The sequence below is a fragment of the Leptolyngbya sp. DQ-M1 genome (assembly GCF_039962505.1).
Taxonomy (GTDB): domain Bacteria; phylum Cyanobacteriota; class Cyanobacteriia; order Leptolyngbyales; family Leptolyngbyaceae; genus Leptolyngbya.
On the sequence record NZ_JAMPLJ010000002.1, the window covers coordinates 184830 to 200019 of the forward strand.

Consider the following 15190-nt stretch of genomic DNA (forward strand, 5'->3'; position numbering starts at 1 on the left):
TCTATGAACACTTCTCAAACTCTGAACCAGAAACAAACGGTTCGATTGATAGTTTTTGAGATCGCAGGCTATCGATTCGGTTTACCGCTCCATCGCATTTTACGGGTTGTCAACTGTCCAGATGACTTGCGATCGCGCCCCGTAGAACCGCTTGAACTTTTTCCAGTGGGACAGCAGACGCTTTCGGTGCTGAATCTGCGATCGCAATTAGGTCTAGCTCCAACAGATCAGGCAGGTGACTTCTTGGTCATTGCGAAAATCAAAGCAGAACTCTGTGCAATTCGAGTGGATGCACCGCCGGATTTGATCGAAGTGGATGCTACCGCGATTCGACAGTTACCCGCGCCTTATCGCCAAGGTCATCCTCTCAGTATCGCCAGTCAAGTCGTCGTATTGCCCCAAGGAAAAGCAACACTCGCAGTCTTTCTGCTGGAAATTGAGCGGTTGTTTGCCTGCTTAGGCGCAAGTCGTTGAACTCAGAAGCGGCACTTCCAGCAGTCCTCTAACCAATCGACTAACACCTGACGTGGAATGATGGCTTGTCTCATCACGCTCCACAGTTGGACGAGCGCGATCGTGCTTTCGATATGAACGATTAGGGGTTGATGGGCAGCACAAGAACAGGAAATTTCGAGTTCGCAGAGGCGACGATACACTTGCCAGCGATCGCAGCCTTTGATCGTAAACAGGAACCCAGAGGATGCAGGATCTAAATTCATTCGCGGTTTTTCAATCAGGAATCTTTTTCGATAGTTACGAGATACAGGGTCTCAAAAATGCTGCAAGCTGCACACTTTTGTAAGGATATTGCCCAATGGCTGGAGTCTGTTTATCTATCTCAGGAGAATCGGGTGGGTCATCTGACTCTGTTTGCTTTACCCAATTGATGATGGCGTTATGACTGATCCCGGTGACGCGACCGATCGCCCTGAACCCGATGCCATCGCGATACATTTTCAAGCAAATCTGTTTGGCATCTTCTGAATAGCCTCGTGCTGAGCGCGATTCAACGAACTGACGACCACAATTTTTACATCGATAGTTTTGTTTACCGCGACAGTGCCCGCTTTTATTGATATGAGTAGAACCACATTGAGGGCAATTCATTACTTCAGTGTGCAACGTTATCTTTTACAGGGCTAATGTGCAGGAAAACAGTAATTTTGATGATTTGAATAAAACAAGATAATTTCTCATTTAGTACAAAGAATCGTTTAAAGCGATACCGTTTCAAACTTGCGTTTCATTGGAAAGTATGAGTCAATCGTGGGTAAGTAAGCCGCTCCTGTCTTTGCTGGTAATGTCCAGAAGAGGCAGACTGCATCCCTTTTGAGGTGTTGTGGTTGGTGTACCGAATTTTCTCATTGATCAGGAGAATAGAATGTTTGAAACTCAATTTCTAATGCGTCCTTTTGGTCAGATTGTTGATAATCCAATTTCTCTAGAGCGTACGGTGACTGAGCCTGTTTGTGAAGGGTTGAACGCGCTGTTGGCTAGTTTTCAAGCATTGTATTTGCAGTATCAAAAGCATCATTTTGTGGTCGAAGGGGCTGAATTTTACTCTTTACATCAATTTTTTCAAGAAAGTTACGAAGCGGTTCAGACACACGCCCACGAAATCGGTGAGCGGCTAGAAGGGTTGGGCGGCGTTCCGGTTGCGAGTTTTTCGAAGCTCGCTGAGCTGTGCTGCTTTGCGCCTGAGCCAGATGGAGCTTATAGCTGTCGATCAATGCTGGAGCATGATTTAGTCGGTGAGCAAGCGGTAATCGATCTGCTGCGTCGGCAAGCGGCTCAAGCGGAAAGCGTGGGCGATCGTGCAACGCGCTACCTGCTCGAAAAAATCTTGCTGACAACTGAAGACCGAGCCTTTCACATCTCTCACTTCCTCGCACCTGATAGCTTAAAGCGTTAGAGTGCTTGTTACGTTGGCTGTGTGTATTCCTCCTTGAATATCCATAATTTTGCGTAATTAACAAGTTGCGGTTCTACCGTCCAATGTGCCGCCTCTTCTCTATCGTTCGAGTAGGGATTGCAATTCCGTTACTCAAATGACAGGGAAGAGATTTTTTTTTGCGCTGTTGCAACTTCTTCTCAAGAAGTGAGAATAGGCTAATTGAGAACAAACGTCAAGACTTGTTTGAATAAAATTTGATCGCAAGCTAGGAGCCGCGACGAACTAGCTAAAGCCGCGATCGCGGGACTTACTTTCCCTGCGTCAGAAGTCGTGTCCAGATGTGGAACGGGCTAAGAAATCTACCGATTAGAAATTGCAACTCGCAAGCAGCAACCAGATCTTTAGAGCCGCGATGCTTCAGTTTGTGAGACACGATTTTTCGGAGATCGTTAAGCAGCAACAGTGGGAAGACCAAAGGACGCTGCCAAACCGGATAACCGAGCATTCGGAAGCGATGCTGGCTTAGTCCCGTTGATTTGAGAAACTTTAGTAAATATGCGGCTTCTAATCGCCACTTTGGAATGTAGTGATAGATGTGCATCTCTGGGTTGTACCATACTTCCCAACCTACATTCCTCATGTGGTGAAGCGCTTCAATATCCTCCCATTTGGTCGCTAATGATCCCTTGACCGGCCCCTGAAAAATCAAATTTTCTGGGACATGATCAAGCCATGCTTGCTTACGAATGGTTAATCCAGCGCCGGGGGGTAAGCCTTTTTTGTAGGTGTCGAAGTGAAGCAGGTTTTTGCGTTCGATGATTGGAAAGTACAACGCAATTCGACGGATATTTTGTGGAGGTTCAACTTCAAAGATGCCGTGAATCTGGCTTCCATAAGCTCCTACTTTTGGGTTAGCCCGTCCAAAAGCGGATGCAGTGGCGACCCAATCCTCCGCAGGAAGATTATCATCATCGAGAAAGCCGATGAAAGCGCCTTTTGCTTCTTGAATTGCACGCCAGCGAGCGATCGCGGCTCCCTGTTTTCGCTCAAGCACGTACCGCAGATCACAGGTTTTCCACTTTGACTGGTAGGCTTGCACAACTTCAGCGGTGTTGTCAGTGCTATTGTTATCGACAATCAGAACTTCCCAGCGGATTGATTCTGTATTTTGTTGCGATTGAAGCTTGTCGAGTAAGGCAGGGAGGCGATCGGCGGCATTAAACGCCCGAATTGCAACAGTAAAATCCAGTGGTAGCATACGGAGAGGCAAAATACAGGGACAAAGTGGATGTCTCCATAATGTGCCCAGAAGCAGTATAAAAAATAGGACTCGATCGAACTTCGCGATGGAGTCCTATGCTTCTTTAATTAAGAGATTTAGCCAGCAAAAATTGCAGTTTTCGCTTGCTTGTTCAGCAGGACTTGTCCTTTACCGTCCATACTAAAATCTTGTCCAGGCTGATAGCCCTGCGTAATCAAACGGCGATAAATCGTAACAGATGTAATTCGGCGAATTTCTCGCATTACATAGCCGGGAATTACATTCTCAACCGCCCAGCAGAATGCTAATTGGTCTGTCCACACTAAGCGCTCCAAGCTGACGATCACCATTCCTGCAACCTCTCGAAGAGTGAGGCGGCTTCTAAGGTTTGCGATCACGGCTTTGCCAATCTCAGTGTTACGAGTTGCAAATGCACAGGTAAGTCTGCTCAATTCTTGTTCGAGGTCTAAGCTGGTAGTGTCGTACACGGATTATTTCTTCTCCCAAAGATTCAGCAATGTGTCGTTACAACAAAGGTAAGTTTGTAAGAGTATATCCTGGGATAGATTTACGATGCTGGATAAATAACTAGCGCAACAAAACTTAACATTATTTGCTACCTTTAGGGCCTCATGCAGTACGGCAAAGCATTAGGTTTCTATGGGCAGAAAGGCGTAAAACACTACGCGCCAAAAGCGGGTAAGTTTGGGGTATTGCGTTCAATCCAGTCAGCACCGCACCGACAATGGTTTCACCCCTATCGAAGTTTGACGGCTAGAGCGATCGCCAGAACACTTCAATTCCCAACCCTGTCACCAATAGAAACGATAATCCCAACACTCCAGCCAGGGGTTTGCGATCGATCCCCGTTAACCACTCTGGGGCAGTTTCGTCATAGCTCAAAATCTCTGCTGCATCTAAACTCGCAATCATCCACACCCAGCCTGCATGAAGTCCCCAGGGTAGACCAATGCTGTTCTGGTTTTGAACGAACGCTAAGCACAGCACAACGCCCATTAGCGTTAGTCCCGGCAGTTGTGGGATATTTTCTTTGCCTTCCCAAATCAGGTGTAGGACTGCAAAAATCACACTGGAGACGATCGCACCCCACCAGAAATTAGAGGCGATTTGACCAAAGAAGAATCCTCGAAACACCAATTCTTCGGTAAATCCAATCCAGAGTGCAAGTAACAGCGTCGGTAAACTTGCCGTGAGCCATTTTCGCCAGTTCTCAGGGTTCCAATGAAGCCAACCGATCGCAGTTTGTACACCGAATAAAACCAGAATTCCGACCGCTCCGATGCCCAATCCAAGTGCAGTCGAAGTCAAAAGATCAGTATTCAAACTGATACCAAATGTAGAAAAGGGAACTCGCTTTAGCGCGGCAATTTTCCACAAAATTGGTGGCGCAAGCAGGTAAAGTGAAGCAACCAGCGGCAATTTTTGTTGCAGTTCTAGCGGCGCGAAAGGTCTCCACTTCACAAAGAACGCAATAGGGATCGCGATCGGCAACCACACCAATCCCCAAATCAGAAAAAAGAATCCTATCTGAATAAATGCAGGCGCTTGTGAAAGACTCTTAACAAACGCAGTTGCATCGATCAAGATAGGAAACAAGTTCATAATCAAACCCAATTGAAATGAAGTTGGAGGAAGAGCAATTAATTTGCCTCTCCTTCATCAACTGCACCATTTTTACTTGCTTTATCGCCATCAAGCTGAATCAAGTGAATGTGCTTATAGCCGAGTTTAATTTCAAACTCATCGCCAGGCTTTAGACCCATTGCTTTTGTATAAGCGGCTCCAATGACAATTTGCCCATTTTGATGAACACTGACGCGATACGTGGGTTCGCGTCCTCGACCATCTTTGGTGCCTTCTGGATCGAGAGGAAGCCCTTTCGCGACCAGCAAAGCATCGTAGAAATCGGTCAAATTGACTCGCGTTTGATTGTTCTTCGTAACGGTGTAGTAGCCACATCGCTTTGCCGTTTCTCGACGGGGCAGATGTGACAATTCTTTTACTTTTTGAAGTAGCGCCTTCCCAGTTAATGGGGCGGTTGCAGGTTCACTCATCTGCTACAGAATATCCCTTCGATTTCTGAAATGGGTATTAGCGTCAATCTTAAATGTTTGACTTAGTAAAATATATCCTCAAATGTTTGTTTTTGAACAGCGACCTGAAATAATTCGTTCTGGTATTAATCTTTTTGATTCATTCTTACAGTTGATCTGTGCCGTGCTTCTCGATCGTAATGAATTAAAGCATTCAGAAGACTAAACAATTCATTCTTCCCAATGTCAGAAAACAACTAGAGTTATCCCGCAGAAACTGTTCAGGTGTATCGAAGTTTTAAACAGAAATCTGAAACGGAAAACAAGTTTAATGCGATCACACCTGCCTTTAACGGCGGTGTTAAACTAGGTTTGGATCAGCCGTCTGTAAGCGTTCTGATTTGTGTCGCTCTTGGTTGTTTTTGCGAGGTTGGCAGAATGCAAGTCGTCTTTAAGATTGTCCGGCAGCATCAGAATGCCGCTCCACGGGTGGAATCATACTCGCTAGAAGTTGAGCCTGGAAATACAATTCTCGACTGCCTTAACCGAATTAAATGGGAGCAAGATGGAACGCTTGCTTATCGAAAAAACTGCCGCAATACGATTTGTGGAAGCTGTTCGATGCGAATTAATGGACGATCGGCGCTCGCTTGCAAAGAGAATGTCGGCAGTGAAGTGGCTCGATTTTCCCCGGATGCAGAAGTTCCAGAAATCACGATCGCGCCGATGGGAAATATGCCCGTGATCAAAGATTTGGTTGTGGATATGTCGAGCTTCTGGGCAAACTTGAAAGCGGTTGATCCGTATGTGAGTACGGCAGCCCGTCAAGTGCCAGAGCGCGAGTTTCTCCAGTCTCCAGAAGAGCGCGACAAGCTGAATCAGACCGGCAATTGTATCCTGTGTGGGGCATGCTATTCGGAATGTAATGCGCGAGAAGTGAACCCGAATTTTGTCGGGCCTCATGCCCTAGCCAAAGCGTATCGAATGGTGGCAGATTCTCGCGACGATCGCACCGTTGATCGCCTAGAGCGATACAACGAAGGAACAAGCGGTGTTTGGGGCTGTACGCGCTGTTATTTCTGCAATGCAGTTTGTCCGATGGAAGTTGCGCCAATGGATCAAATCGGCAAGATTAAAAACGCAATTTTAGACAGCGAAACAGTTCAAGAAAGTCGATCGATTCGTCATCGCAGAACGCTAATTAATCTGGTCAAACAAGGCGGTTGGGTTGATGAACGGCTGTTTGGCTTAAAAGTAGTTGCCAATAACTTCAGGGACTTACCCGGATTATTGAGTCTTGCACCGCTCGGATTGCGAATGCTCCAGCGACGGAAGTTTCCGCTTGGATTTGAAAAGTCGGAAGGAACGAAAACGATACGATCGCTGATTGAATCTGTCCAAGCATTTGAAGCACAATCAAGAAGCTGAGTTACAAACTAAACCATGACTGCTGAAACTCCCAAACCTGAAGTCCAAACCCCTGAAGAACAGCCAGCTTTCGGTTGGACACGCTATGCCGAATTGATTAATGGACGCTTTGCCATGATCGGGTTTGTTGCCCTGCTGATTTTGCAGTTTGTGACTCGTCAGGACTTCTTTACCTGGCTTGGCTTTTAAAGGTCAAGGCATTAAAAAAGGAGCGTTACATCAACGCTCCTCACTCTTTCTAATTCAGTTCAGCTACTCGCCCCATCCATCCTTGCGATTTGAATCGATCGGGCGGTATTCCACATACCCAGCCTCATCGGGCTGGTTAATATCTTCGATCGCATTATTGCGACGCGGACGAGCCGTATTTCTCGGAGAATTGCGACGAGTCGGACGGCTACCCAAATCCTCACGATCGCTAGAAGCTTCATTCCGGCTGCGCGTATTGCGGCGCTCCGCAGGGCCTAAGCGTGGCTCATCAGCGCGAGTAGGACGGGAACGAGCAGGACGATCGTCAAACTCATCGTCACGCTGCGGTCTTCTGCGACCTTCTCGAAGGGGTGTCCGGGTTTCGCGATTTGCGAAGCTCACCGTGTATTCATCTTCCTCGAATGCAGCACGATACTCTGGTGCGACCGGACGCTCAGTATCCACGATCGGAGTCGTGCGTTTTGCTTGCTCGGTCGAAATCTGCCGCAGCCTTAAATTCTCAAACACAAAATAAACAGCCGCCCCAGTCAGAAGCACCTGCCCAAACTGCATAATCGGGTCAAATCGCCAGCCGTAAAAAATCAAAATCAAACCGCAGAGCAAACCGACTGCCGAGAAGAAAATATCGGTATCACGGGCAATCTGCGGACGAAACGATCGGACTGCATAGAGCGCAGTTCCGCCCACCGCCAGGATGATCCCAGAGATACTTGCTAAATTGAACTGAAAATTAACCATGTCCGGTCTCCAAGGATAAGTCCTATGTTAGCGGCTTCCTTCCAATTTCTCCACGAAAATCCCGCTTTGGATCAGCAAAAACCTCAGTCTGATCCGCAAGCGTCCAGTCTCTGAGGTTTGACTCTAATATAACGGGTCGAATCAAATTGATCAGCAAGTGCGATCGCGACCTTAGGAGCGTTGGATTTTATCTTTTTGGCTGACAAAAATGAGAAAGGCGGAAGCAGGAACTACCACAATCACAACGCCTGCAAGCAAGCTGAGTAGAAAATTCATCAAAGAAGGAGTCATATTGCTTTGTCCTTATCAACAACACGCAAGTCTTCATAATTTTAATAGTTCGTCATCTATTTGTATAGCGGGGAGATCAAGAGTTGCGATCGCCGCATCCGAAGGGCGCTTCTCGATAAAATAAAGTTACAAAGCTTAAGGATTAAGTTTATGGATGTGACCACGATCGCGCTTGCCGCTCTTAGTATTTTGCTTGGTGCGATGACGTTTCTGTTTATTTTCAGAATCGTCCTGACTTGGTATCCCCAAGTAGAGCTACAAAAGTTTCCGTTTAATTTGGTGATGATTCCAACCGAGCCATTTTTAGCGCCGACCCGGAAGATGATTCAGCCGTTGGGTGGCGTGGATATTACTCCTATCTTGTGGGTGGGAATTTTTAGCTTGCTGCGTGAATTGTTGCTAGGTCAGCAAGGCATTTTGACCATGATGTTTTAGTCACACGGCTGAGCCGCCCTGAACCGGAGTTCGGGCGGATAGCGTATTCAATGCTCTATCAATCTTTGGGGGGCATCATGACTTTATCCACGAAGTTGGTATAAATGTCGCCTCTCTGAAATTCTGGGGTCTCCAGAATTCGCTGATGAAAGTTGATCGTCGTGGGTAAGCCTGTGACGGCGCATTCTCTAAGAGCGCGTTTCATGCGCAAAATCGCAGAGGGTCGATCGCTGCCCCACACGATCAATTTGCCGATGAGCGAATCGTAATAAGGCGGAATTTCGTAATCGGTATACACATGCGAGTCCATCCGAACGCCTGGCCCGCTTGGAGGGAGGTACCCGCTAATGCGTCCGGGACTAGGGCGGAAATTGTGATCGGGATCTTCAGCGTTGATCCGGCATTCGATCGCGTGTCCCCGCAGTTCAATTTCTTCTTGAGTAAAGCGCAGGGGTTCACCTTGAGCAATGCGAATCTGTTCCGCAATCAAATCAATTCCTGTGATCATTTCTGTGACCGGATGTTCCACCTGAATCCGGGTGTTCATTTCCATAAAATAGAAGTCACCGGAACGATCGAGCAAAAATTCCACGGTGCCTGCGCCGACATAGTTGATTGACTTAGCAGCCGCGATCGCCGCCGCTCCCATACGAACGCGCAACTCTGGTGTAATCGCCGAGCTTGGGGCTTCTTCTAATAATTTCTGGTGTCGCCGTTGGATCGAACATTCGCGCTCTCCCAGATGCACCACGTTGCCGTAAGTGTCGGCAAGAATCTGAAACTCGATGTGGCGCGGATTTTGCACAAATTTTTCAACATACACCCCTGCATTACCGAACGCCGCTTCGGCTTCTCCTTGCGCTGCGTGAAATAGCTTGTTAAGTTCATCGTCGCTAGGAACCAGCCGCATTCCTCGTCCGCCACCGCCAGCCGTTGCCTTGATAATCACAGGATAGCCGATCGCTCTTGCAATCTCGCGCGCTTCGTCTTCGCTCTGAACTAGACCCTTGCTTCCCGGAACTGTAGGAACTCCTACACGCTGCATGGTTTTCTTTGCAGTAGATTTGTCTCCCATCGCTCGAATTGAGTCTGGAGAAGGCCCAATAAACGAAATCTGATGGTCGGCACAAATCTCAGCAAATCGAGCGTTTTCTGCCAAAAAACCGTAGCCCGGATGAATCGCAGTAGCGTTACGAGTTAGAGCAGCCGCAATAATATTGGGAATGTTGAGATAACTTTTACTGCTAGCAGGTTCGCCAATGCAAACAGCTTCGTCGGCTAACTGAACGTGAAGCGAGTTGCGATCGATCGTCGAATGCACGGCAACAGTCGCAATTCCCAATTCTTCACAGGTGCGAATAATTCTTAGGGCAATTTCCCCCCGATTTGCAATCAAAATTTTTGAAAAGCGCATATCAATTAGCCTAGATCCCGTAAATTGTAGGATAAAGCCAATGGGGGTGCGTTGCGTAGATTTTTGCAAGGTTCAAGGACAATCGCAGGCTGGAATCTGCTGCATCACCGCAGGGGCAAGCGCTGACCACAAGGGTGTATTAATGCTTGCAGCGTCGAGCGCTTCGGCTGACCAAGTGTTACAAGTGCGTAATGCAGAGTAGTCTCCGAGCGCGGCATAAAATCCATCGGTGGTCGCGGCTCCGGGCTTGATGTAGATTAGTTTGTTCTGAGCGTCTCGCGCAAAGGAATTCTCAATAAATCGGACAAAGCTGAGGTATTGTTCGCGATCGAGTCCCACGCATCTTGTGCCTTCCGGTCGAGTCGCGTAGCCTTGAACATACATCACCGAAGCGTTTCCGGGTTTAAACAAAACCCTACCAATGTCTAATACATTCATCTGTGACCAGTCAGGAACCTCGGTATACCAGATGCGATCGCCCCAGCCCATTTTGAGATAGCGATAGTTTTCGTTGGTATCGCTGCCAATTTGCTTCAGATTAAGAAATTGCCGCCAGTCGTAAACGCCATTATCAACCTGCATAAGCAAGTTAACGTGCATCGCATCGCCTTCTACAAAAATGCGATAAGGTTGATCTTCGCAGTTGGCAGACGGAGTCCAGCGGCGGGGGGTAAAGTAGCCGATCGTTAACCCTGCCGCCAGTAACAAAACTCCACACAATACGCCCTTACTGAAGCGAACAAACGCAGTACGATACTTCATGAGACTTGAGGATAAACACTATGGGCAGAAAACCAACTCCCACTGAAAAAAGAGTGAGGCTATCGGGGGTGAGTTGGCAATCGTTTGAGGCACTGCTAGTCGAATTGGGGCAGAGCCGCACGGCACGTTTAACCTACGACCGTGGCAAGCTGGAGATGATGACTCCACTTGAAGAACACGATCGCTGTCTGCGGCTAATTGAGTCGTTGATTTTGGTTCTATCAGACGAACTGTATCTCAAAGTTTATGCGATCGGTTCTGTCCTGCTGACACTTCCTGATCTGGGCCGCGCTATTCAACCGGACGCAACTTATTCCCTCCAAGAAGTGCGGCTTCAGAAACGGGCAGAACTGGATCTGACTCAAGCCAATCCGCCAGATTTAGCGATCGAAGTGTCAATCGGCAGAGGATCACTCGATCGTGAGTCGATTTATGCTTCGATGGGCGTACCAGAGATTTGGCGTTACACTACGACCGTCGGCGATGATGTGCTGAAGGGAGAGTTGCAAATTTATCAGCTTCAGGGCGATCAGTACACCGCGACTACGCACAGTAAGTTATTTCCTGCCTTACCTGGAAGTCGAGTGCAGGAGTTTTTAGAGCAAAGTGATACGATCGGCTTAGCTCAAGCGCTAATCGTGCTGCGAGAATGGAGCAAAGAGCAACTTTAGCCGCAATCAAGCCGCAAATAGATTCAAGACTTTAAGGCTTCAATAATCTTGATGTTGGCTTTGGGGAATGGAAATTCAGGAAGTTGATCGACGGTCACCCAGCGAATTTCTTCGCACTCGATCGGCTGAGGTTCTCCAGAGACATAGCGGCAATGATGCACATTTAGGGTCACTCGAAAATGAGTGTAAGTGTGATCGACGGTGATTAAATGCTCGCCCACTTCGATCTCGATGCTTAGTTCTTCTTGGATTTCGCGTTTGATGCACTGTTCGATCGTTTCGCCGGGTTCAACTTTGCCGCCCGGAAATTCCCACAGCCCGCCAAGTAAGCCTTCTGCTTTGCGACGATCGATCAAAATTCGCTGCTCATTCCAAATCACCGCAACTCCGATCATCTTATGCGGAAGCGGCGCACGAGTTTCTGACATAGGAAGCTCCGTCTGAACTCCTCGATTGTACGCCTCACAGCGCGATCGCCACGGACAAATTAGGCAAGCCGGATTTTTCGGGGTGCAAACCGTTGCGCCTAAGTCCATCAACGCTTGATTAAAGTCGCGCCCGTTTTCAGGATCGATCAGCGCTTCGGACATCTCCCAAAGTTGCGACATTGCCCGACTTGGTGGAACTTCCAGCGCAATCAGTCGGGCTAAAACTCGTTTAACATTGCCATCCAGGATTGGCAAAGGCTGGTTGAAGGCTGCGCTGAGAATTCCGCCTGCGGTGGTACGTCCAATTCCCGGCAGTTTTAGCACCGTTTCCAAATCGGTTGGAAACTGTCCTTGCTGTTCGCGTAAAACTTGTTGGGCTGCACGATGAAAGTTGCGGGCACGAGCATAATATCCCAAACCTTCCCACGCTTTCAGAACGGTTTGCAGATCTGCATTGGCGAGAGATTCGATCGTCGGAAACTGTTTCATCCAGCGATCAAAATACGGAATCACCGTTTTTACCTGAGTTTGCTGAAGCATGATCTCAGAAACCCAGATTGCATAGGGATCACGAATCTCGCGCCAAGGCAACGATCGCCCCGATTCGGCATACCAACTCAGCAGCGACGATCGCAGTTCAGAAATAGCAAAACTCGGCAGAGGAATAATCCCTGCCGAGAAAACACGGTGCGATCGCTTATTCAGCATCAAGTGACGCAAGCGACTTCTCAAACGCTAAGCGCTGTTCTGCGCTCTTAAGGAAATAGCCGCTCATCATCGCCGAAGCCAACAGGCGGCCCAAAGCTTCGCGACTTGTAGTAATCGTCACTTCAAAATTCTCAGGCGGAAGACCACCCAACAATCCGATAATATTGCGCTCCATCACTTGCAGAACTTCCGGCGATGAAGGCTTTGAAAGTTGAGCGATCGTTTCAGGGTCAAGCGACTGCACATACTGTAAGAACTTACCGTTCGCTTCGCCGACTCCACCGATAAACTCAGGAAGTTGATTGGATGTCTCGTTCACGATCTTCTACCTCACAACTGAGGATTGATTCAATAAACATACTGTAACAAACGTTAAAGACCCGCACAGTCGTTAGAACCGTACCGCCCAAGTTCGGAAATAATCCCTAGAAGACTGGTGAAGCTTTCATGAAGATCACATCCATCCTCTGGTAGAGAAGGTAGAATTGCAGAGTATGAAGTCGCGCAACTGTATCAAAAAACACCTAGACAGTATTAATATTGTTTATGGATAACAGTTCATTCAGAAAAATCCGCTAAACTTTATTTATACGGTGAAGTCAATTCACTGTTCCCTGGGTTAACTAGGAAAGAATCAGGGCTTCCTGCTAATCCGTGTCGAATTGGTTAAATTCTATATGCACATCGGGAGTGAGACGACCGTTCCGGAACGATCGACCCCAGTTTCTACAAGTGTTATTGCAAACCTTGTTGGGGCAGCGATCGCGCTGATTACGCTTGTTCTACCACTGTTTGTAATCGCCCATTACGCGCCGGAAAGTCCACCAACACCGAGTCCCACCCGAATGAGCAATTAAACTCAGAGAAGATCGGTTCATACGACTTGCTTGAGAAAGCTTTCATCAGGCAGAATGAATTAACCTACCTTTAATCCGTGGAATCGCTAAGATCGTCCCCATATAAGATAGGAGTTCATTCTGAGGCTGATCACATGACATCTTATGCAACCTCGTCCGCTAGAGCCGACATGAGCGAGTTACGCCGCTTGAAAACCCTCCTGCCTCCAGAACTACAAAGCTGGGTGACGATCGAGACGACAACTGCTGTCAATCCCCCCTTGATTACCAGCGAAGAAATTGGTCGCGACGAGGTGGAGATTCAAATCGATATGCCGAAATGGGATCAGCTGGCGATCGACCAGCGAAATCTTCTGTTCTGGCATGAAGTTGCTCGGATTCAAGCAGACACAATTCCCAAGGACGGTTGGGAAATGGCAGCCCTGGCGATCGGGTTGGGTGGCGCAGTCGGTGAACTCTGGGTTCAAGACGGTCTGCTGTTGCTGCTAGCGATGGGGTTATCTGGGTTTGCAGGCTGGAGACTGTACCAGAAGAATAATAGCGAGAAGACGGTCAAGGAAGCGATCGAAGCGGATGAACGAGCGATTCAGCTAGCGACTCGGTTTGGTTATACCCTGCCAAATGCTTATAAGAGCTTGGGTAGTGCGCTGAAGACTTTGATTGACCAAACTCCGAAGAAGAAATTACGATCGCGCTATCAAGCCCGACTTGATGCTCTGAAGAAGAGCGCAGCAAAAGCCAAAGCAAAAATGCGATCGGCGGCTCCCTCGGATTTCTAATTCAACCGCTTTAAGTATCAACGGATGTAACAGGTGTTGACCAAGCGTTACATCCGTTTTTTGCTGCGATCGGTATGATGGATCGCGAGGCGTTCTGAAGTACGTCACCTTGAGGAGATAGCATGGCTTTTAATATCAATGCGCTTAATTTACCTGTCATTCAGCGTGGCTCAACCGGATCAATCGTGGGTGCATGGCAGCGATTTTTACAAGATCAAAATTACCCGATCGGGGCGGTTGACAATGGCTTCGGCAGTGTCACCGATAGAGTGACAAAAGATTATCAGCAAAAAAATGGACTGGTTGCAGATGGAGTTGTCGGTCGGGGAACTTACACCAAAGCCTTATCTCAAGGATTTATTTTTCGCGTTGCTAACCTGACAGCAGCAATGTTGCTGAGCTACTTAAACTATGGTGGGGCAGAAGTTCGAGATTTACAGGTTGCGCTGAACGTGATTGGGCGATTGAATCCGCCGTTAACGATCGATGGCAATTTTGGTCTTGGCAGTACCAAAGGCATGGCGGAAGCATACAAGATTCTCGATGTGAATTTTCGCCCGCGCTTGGATGCCCAGCTTTCAAACGCAACCAAGCAAAAACTTGGAGCCGATTATGCACCCGGATTGGCACTTCTCACCGAGTATGCGCGACGACAAAGAGTGCGATTGAGCGGGGCACAGTGGGTGAGATTTTTTCCGGCGAGTCGATCGATCGATGATTTGGCTTCTCCATTCCGCCAGAGAGTCCGAGCGTTTGAGAAAGCTTTGCGGGATGCAGGTGCTTCGATCGAGGTGACAAATACCTATCGCCCACCTCAGCGCGCTTACATGATGCACTATGCGGTGCAGTTAAACAATCGCAACATTGCTCCGTGGGATGTTCCGCCCATGATTGGAATGGATATTGATTGGGTGCATTACACGGATGCAGCCTCTTATCAAGCGGCGCGAGATATGGTGAATGCGTTTGATATTGGAGGCAATCCGGCGGCGCTAGTGTCTCGACATACACAAGCCTTGGCGATCGATTGGATTATCACTTGGAAGCCGCCGATGCAAATTCGGGATGGAAATGGTCGAACGATGACGATCGGGACTCCGGCTGAAGGCAATGATAATGCTAATTTGTGGGATGTGGGTGCAAGTTATGGCGTGTACAAGCTAGAGTACGATCCGCCTCATTGGTCGGTGGATGGATATTGAGAATTGGGGTAAGCGATTTCCTGTTTCCAGGATGCCGTAACGCTCGATCAAGCAGCAT

20 protein-coding genes and 1 pseudogene are annotated in these 15190 nt (G+C 48.1%); 9 read left to right on the forward strand and 12 right to left on the reverse strand.

Features of this window, described 5'->3' with window-relative positions; genetic code table 11:
* The first annotated feature begins 3 nt into the window (after window positions 1-3).
* Entirely contained in the window at window positions 4-474 is a 471-nt protein-coding gene (locus tag NC981_RS06810) for a chemotaxis protein CheW (RefSeq protein WP_348242180.1), read from the forward strand.
* 2 nt (window positions 475-476) lie between these two features.
* Here the strand turns inward: NC981_RS06810 and NC981_RS06815 are convergent, their stop codons facing one another.
* Together NC981_RS06815 and NC981_RS06820 are read right to left on the reverse strand one after the other, a co-directional pair.
* A complete protein-coding gene (locus tag NC981_RS06815) occupies window positions 477-719 on the reverse strand; it encodes an Asr1405/Asl0597 family protein (RefSeq protein WP_348242181.1) in 243 nt (80 codons plus the stop codon).
* A gap of 151 nt (window positions 720-870) precedes the next feature.
* Window positions 871-1107, reverse strand: a pseudogene (locus tag NC981_RS06820) (IS1 family transposase); the annotation flags it as partial.
* A 274-nt stretch (window positions 1108-1381) separates the two neighbouring features.
* Here NC981_RS06820 and NC981_RS06825 point away from each other — a divergent pair.
* Window positions 1382-1912 (forward strand): Dps family protein, encoded by a 531-nt coding sequence (locus NC981_RS06825; RefSeq protein ID WP_348242182.1) that lies wholly within the window; start codon window positions 1382-1384, stop codon window positions 1910-1912.
* A 289-nt stretch (window positions 1913-2201) separates the two neighbouring features.
* Here NC981_RS06825 and hpsE read toward each other — a convergent pair whose 3' ends face one another.
* From hpsE to NC981_RS06845, 4 genes are all read right to left on the reverse strand, one after another.
* Window positions 2202-3152 (reverse strand): hormogonium polysaccharide biosynthesis glycosyltransferase HpsE, encoded by a 951-nt coding sequence (gene hpsE / locus NC981_RS06830; protein WP_348242183.1) that lies wholly within the window; start codon window positions 3150-3152, stop codon window positions 2202-2204.
* 119 nt (window positions 3153-3271) lie between these two features.
* Entirely contained in the window at window positions 3272-3643 is a 372-nt protein-coding gene (locus NC981_RS06835) for a hypothetical protein (RefSeq protein WP_190379707.1), read from the reverse strand.
* Between the two features lie 286 nt (window positions 3644-3929).
* Window positions 3930-4778 carry a type II CAAX endopeptidase family protein gene (locus NC981_RS06840; RefSeq protein WP_348242184.1) on the reverse strand — a complete coding sequence of 283 codons (849 nt, stop codon included), beginning with the start codon at window positions 4776-4778 and terminating at the stop codon, window positions 3930-3932.
* Window positions 4779-4816: 38 nt separating this feature from the next.
* Complete coding sequence (locus NC981_RS06845; protein ID WP_190379709.1) at window positions 4817-5230, reverse strand: AbrB family transcriptional regulator; 414 nt, start codon at window positions 5228-5230, stop codon at window positions 4817-4819.
* Between the two features lie 417 nt (window positions 5231-5647).
* Between NC981_RS06845 and NC981_RS06850 the strand changes: the two genes are divergently transcribed.
* Entirely contained in the window at window positions 5648-6637 is a 990-nt protein-coding gene (locus tag NC981_RS06850; RefSeq protein WP_348242185.1) for a succinate dehydrogenase/fumarate reductase iron-sulfur subunit, read from the forward strand.
* A 15-nt stretch (window positions 6638-6652) separates the two neighbouring features.
* On the forward strand, window positions 6653-6826 hold the full coding sequence (locus NC981_RS06855; RefSeq protein ID WP_190379711.1) for a chlorophyll a/b-binding protein: 174 nt from the start codon (window positions 6653-6655) through the stop codon (window positions 6824-6826).
* A gap of 63 nt (window positions 6827-6889) precedes the next feature.
* Here the strand turns inward: NC981_RS06855 and NC981_RS06860 are convergent, their stop codons facing one another.
* Both NC981_RS06860 and NC981_RS06865 read right to left on the reverse strand, forming a co-directional pair.
* Window positions 6890-7585, reverse strand: a complete 696-nt coding sequence (locus tag NC981_RS06860; RefSeq protein ID WP_348242186.1) for a Ycf66 family protein — start codon at window positions 7583-7585, stop codon at window positions 6890-6892.
* Between the two features lie 171 nt (window positions 7586-7756).
* Complete coding sequence (locus tag NC981_RS06865) at window positions 7757-7876, reverse strand: photosystem II reaction center X protein (RefSeq protein ID WP_348242187.1); 120 nt, start codon at window positions 7874-7876, stop codon at window positions 7757-7759.
* A 150-nt stretch (window positions 7877-8026) separates the two neighbouring features.
* Between NC981_RS06865 and NC981_RS06870 the strand changes: the two genes are divergently transcribed.
* Window positions 8027-8311: a YggT family protein gene (locus NC981_RS06870; protein WP_190379714.1), complete on the forward strand. Its 285-nt coding sequence runs from the start codon at window positions 8027-8029 to the stop codon at window positions 8309-8311.
* Window positions 8312-8369: 58 nt separating this feature from the next.
* Here NC981_RS06870 and accC read toward each other — a convergent pair whose 3' ends face one another.
* Window positions 8370-9725: an acetyl-CoA carboxylase biotin carboxylase subunit gene (accC, locus tag NC981_RS06875; RefSeq protein WP_190379715.1), complete on the reverse strand. Its 1356-nt coding sequence runs from the start codon at window positions 9723-9725 to the stop codon at window positions 8370-8372.
* Window positions 9726-9797: 72 nt separating this feature from the next.
* Entirely contained in the window at window positions 9798-10487 is a 690-nt protein-coding gene (locus NC981_RS06880) for a DUF2459 domain-containing protein (protein ID WP_348242188.1), read from the reverse strand.
* A 20-nt stretch (window positions 10488-10507) separates the two neighbouring features.
* Between NC981_RS06880 and NC981_RS06885 the strand changes: the two genes are divergently transcribed.
* Window positions 10508-11158, forward strand: a complete 651-nt coding sequence (locus NC981_RS06885; RefSeq protein ID WP_348242189.1) for a Uma2 family endonuclease — start codon at window positions 10508-10510, stop codon at window positions 11156-11158.
* A gap of 23 nt (window positions 11159-11181) precedes the next feature.
* Here the strand turns inward: NC981_RS06885 and mutY are convergent, their stop codons facing one another.
* Both mutY and NC981_RS06895 read right to left on the reverse strand, forming a co-directional pair.
* On the reverse strand, window positions 11182-12306 hold the full coding sequence (mutY, locus tag NC981_RS06890; protein ID WP_348242190.1) for an A/G-specific adenine glycosylase: 1125 nt from the start codon (window positions 12304-12306) through the stop codon (window positions 11182-11184).
* Window positions 12284-12580: a DUF760 domain-containing protein gene (locus NC981_RS06895; protein WP_347273460.1), complete on the reverse strand. Its 297-nt coding sequence runs from the start codon at window positions 12578-12580 to the stop codon at window positions 12284-12286. The genes mutY and NC981_RS06895 overlap by 23 nt, the downstream gene beginning before the upstream one ends.
* A gap of 391 nt (window positions 12581-12971) precedes the next feature.
* On the opposite strand from NC981_RS06895, the gene NC981_RS06900 reads away from it, so the two are divergent.
* The 3 genes from NC981_RS06900 (at window position 12972) to NC981_RS06910 (ending at window position 15132) form a co-directional block, all read left to right on the forward strand.
* Window positions 12972-13151, forward strand: a complete 180-nt coding sequence (locus tag NC981_RS06900) for a hypothetical protein (protein WP_190379719.1) — start codon at window positions 12972-12974, stop codon at window positions 13149-13151.
* Window positions 13152-13285: 134 nt separating this feature from the next.
* Window positions 13286-13930: a DUF3318 domain-containing protein gene (locus tag NC981_RS06905; RefSeq protein ID WP_190379720.1), complete on the forward strand. Its 645-nt coding sequence runs from the start codon at window positions 13286-13288 to the stop codon at window positions 13928-13930.
* Between the two features lie 122 nt (window positions 13931-14052).
* The gene (locus NC981_RS06910) at window positions 14053-15132 is read left to right on the forward strand and encodes a peptidoglycan-binding protein (RefSeq protein WP_348242191.1); all 1080 of its coding nucleotides are present in this window, start codon (window positions 14053-14055) and stop codon (window positions 15130-15132) included.
* The last annotated feature ends 58 nt before the right edge of the window (window positions 15133-15190 follow it).